We start from the raw sequence: 2,995 nt of genomic DNA, 5'->3' as shown, positions 1-2,995 counted from the left end.
AGCATTCTACACCACTACACCAACTGTCGGTCTGGATTCGAGCCGGTGGTACTGGCGCGGCGAAACAGTAGCGCCGACGCAACCCACAGCCCGGCGAAGAGGGTATTTAGCACAAGTACCCACGCCACGCCTAGATTAATCTCGGGCCTCCAGATCAGCATTGCAACAAAAGGAACTGCGAACTGAGTAAGCGCCGCGGCAAACATGGCGTTAGACATGCCCAGCGGCCGGAGTTGCGCCACGATGGCCCCGATGAAGCCAACGGCCAACACCCCACCATACAGCAGGTTGGCAGGGTTGTCCTCGCTCCCGATGAACCCTACAGCCAGGTTGCCCCACACGAGCAGGAGTGCCGCCGTCACCGCCACGCCAACAGCCAATTTATACGCGTTGTTGGTTGCCTTGCTCGCCACCAGCACATACGTGAGGCCCGTGCCGAATAGCATGACGCCAGCGAAAACGAAATCCGACAAGGTCCAGACCACCTCTTGGGTAAACTGCATCGCCACCAAGGGTATCAGCAATAGAAACGCTGTAACAAGCGCAATGCGGGTAACGCTTTTGGTTAGTGTCATGATAGTAGTGCCTTTGCTTGAGATGGGTAAATAGTGATACAAAGGATATAAAAGAACTTTGTATTTCAAAGTAGATGCACGTTTTTTTGTTTGGATCATGGTTAACGCCCTTACCAGAAGATGTTTGTAAGCTATGACTTAGGGCTGTCCCAGCCGAATGGCATCTTCCACATGCAGCTACTTCAGGAAATACTCGTCGGGCAATACCACCAGAAGATTGCCGTGGATGGCGACCGTCAGGATGTCCAAGCTCGGGATTTCCAGGTTGTTGGTTCATTCAGAATAATGAGGTCCGGCACCTGATGGCTGATCATCAGGCCGCACAGTAATAGCATTCATCTTCCGCGAATACCGACTGCCAACATGTATGTTTGGGCTTTATTACTTATCCGTAATTAGCTCATGACGAAACGTACCATCAGCAGCTTAGCCGAACTAGAAGGCCTCGTAGGGCAGGAAGTAGGCGTGTCGGCCTACCACACCGTCACCCAGGAGCAGATCAATCAGTTTGCCGCCGCTACCCTCGACCACCAGTGGATTCATACGGACCCGGAGCGGGCGCTGGCGGAATCGCCGTTCAAGGCTACCATTGCCCACGGCTACCTCACGGTGGCGCTGCTGCCGTATCTGTGGCAGCAAATCGTGGCTATTGAGAACCTCAAGATGCAGGTTAACTACGAAATCGAGCAGCTGCGCTTCAACCAGGCCGTGACCGTGAACAGCCAGGTGCGCCTGCGCGCTACGCTGCTTTCGGTGGCAAATTTGCGCGGCATTGCCAAAGCGCGCCTGCAAGTGGCGCTGGAAATTCTGGATTCCAAAAAGCCCGCGTACACCGGGGTGATTACTTTCTTATATCATTTTCAGGACTAGTAAAACAGCTGGCGCGCCGCTGCTGGGAAGAGTAATCGGGAGAGGAAAAAGCCCCCCACGGTACTGCTGCGAGGCAAGCGCAGCCAGCCCTGACCGTTACCTGAAAATATGCAGACGCAAACCAGTCAGGCAGCATCGGGCTATGCCAGGAATTTGCTATATTTAAGTAGGTTCTCGCGTTTCCTTTCCCATGTTTTCCTCCCGCACCGATGATGAATACTAATACCCTATTAGGCCCCCTGAAAAATGCCGAGCGCCACGAGATAGGCGGCGTGCAGGTTGACGTAGTACGCACCGGTAATTCGCGCGTGAAGCGGCTGGTGTATCCGGTGGGTTTCCGGTGGTCGAAGGATGTGAAGCCGGTGATTGGAACGGAGCTATGCGAGCACGCGCACGTCGGCTTTCTGGCGGCGGGCCGCCTTACCATTCAGTATCGGGATGGTGAAATGGAGGAATATATTGCCCCCCAGGTGGTGGCCATCGCGCCGGGCCACGATGGCTGGGTAGTGGGCGAGGAGCCCGCGATACTAATTCAGTTCGATTTTGAGGGCGAAACAGTGGAGCGTATGGGCCTGAAACGCGGCTAAGCGAAGCCGCAAATTCGGGAGAGGCAAGGCACCGGCCGAAGCGCGGCAGGTGCCGTGATTGATAAGTCTGCTAAGAACGGACACGGCGTATTCAGGTATGCTTCAGGGGAGCCGTTGCGAGCATCTGTAGCGCCAACGCTGGCAGAACGACGCAGGCGACGTATTTCGTTAGGACAACCCTTTTCAACGGTAGCTACGATCATGAATACGCACGAACAAGACCACAGAAGCTGGAAATACCGGCTGACGCACCCTACCTGGTGGGTGTACATGATGCTCATTCCCCTGGTATATTTTCTCTACTGGCTGATTGTGATATCCGGGTTGTCGCGCTGAACGGTGAGGGGCCGCTGCAAAAAGCCCCCCACTTACCTGAAGCATAAATCTGTGGGTGGAGGACGGATATAACAGGCAGAAAGCACGTAGAAGGCAACCTGTCTACTTCGTCTGTTATGCCCGCGTACTACATCGGCTGCTCCGGCTTTTCCTACCGCGACTGGAAAGGCATTCTGTACCCCGAAGGCCTGCCGCCGCGCAAGTGGTTTGCCTATTACTGCACCCAGTTCAATACGCTGGAGGTAAACGTGACCTTCTACCGCATGCCGGAGCTGAAGGTCTTCGAAACCTGGTACGCGCAGAGTCCCATCGATTTTCGGTTTGCCGTAAAAGCCCCTCGCATCGTAACCCACTACAAGAAGTTCAACGCCGAAGCCGCGCCCGTGCTGGCCGATTTCTACGGTACCGTGCGCGAGGGTCTGGGCGACAAGTTGGGACCGATTCTGTTTCAATTGCCGCCCAAAGCCGCCTACACGGAGGAGCTGCTGGGCCGCATGCTGGAACAGCTGGACCCGGACTTTCACAACGTGGTGGAGTTTCGGCACCCAAGCTGGTGGGAATGCGAAATCCTGCGGGAGCTAGGGCGGCGTGGTATCACCTTTGTCGGGCAAAGCTACCCGGCCGCCC

At 55.6% G+C, this 2,995-nt stretch carries 5 protein-coding genes; 4 read left to right on the top strand and 1 reads right to left on the bottom strand.

What is annotated here, in order from left to right; translation table 11 throughout:
- Window positions 1–14: 14 nt before the first annotated feature.
- On the bottom strand, window positions 15–575 hold the full coding sequence (locus B9A24_RS00025; protein WP_084442955.1) for a hypothetical protein: 561 nt from the start codon (window positions 573–575) through the stop codon (window positions 15–17).
- Between the two features lie 402 nt (window positions 576–977).
- Here B9A24_RS00025 and B9A24_RS00015 point away from each other — a divergent pair, with 402 nt between their 5' ends.
- The 4 genes from B9A24_RS00015 to B9A24_RS00005 all read left to right on the top strand — a co-directional run.
- Window positions 978–1,445 carry a MaoC family dehydratase gene (locus B9A24_RS00015; protein WP_084442952.1) on the top strand — a complete coding sequence of 156 codons (468 nt, stop codon included), beginning with the start codon at window positions 978–980 and terminating at the stop codon, window positions 1,443–1,445.
- A gap of 209 nt (window positions 1,446–1,654) precedes the next feature.
- Complete coding sequence (locus tag B9A24_RS00010) at window positions 1,655–2,032, top strand: cupin domain-containing protein (RefSeq protein ID WP_200813834.1); 378 nt, start codon at window positions 1,655–1,657, stop codon at window positions 2,030–2,032.
- 201 nt (window positions 2,033–2,233) lie between these two features.
- On the top strand, window positions 2,234–2,368 hold the full coding sequence (locus B9A24_RS22875; protein ID WP_262490566.1) for a hypothetical protein: 135 nt from the start codon (window positions 2,234–2,236) through the stop codon (window positions 2,366–2,368).
- Between the two features lie 116 nt (window positions 2,369–2,484).
- Window positions 2,485–2,995: DUF72 domain-containing protein (locus B9A24_RS00005; protein WP_084442951.1), on the top strand; the 511-nt coding region annotated here is incomplete at its 3' end.

It is taken from the genome of Hymenobacter roseosalivarius DSM 11622 (genome assembly GCF_900176135.1).
Classification (GTDB): Bacteria; Bacteroidota; Bacteroidia; order Cytophagales; family Hymenobacteraceae; genus Hymenobacter; species Hymenobacter roseosalivarius.
This window is presented reverse-complemented; position numbering and strand designations above follow the sequence as displayed.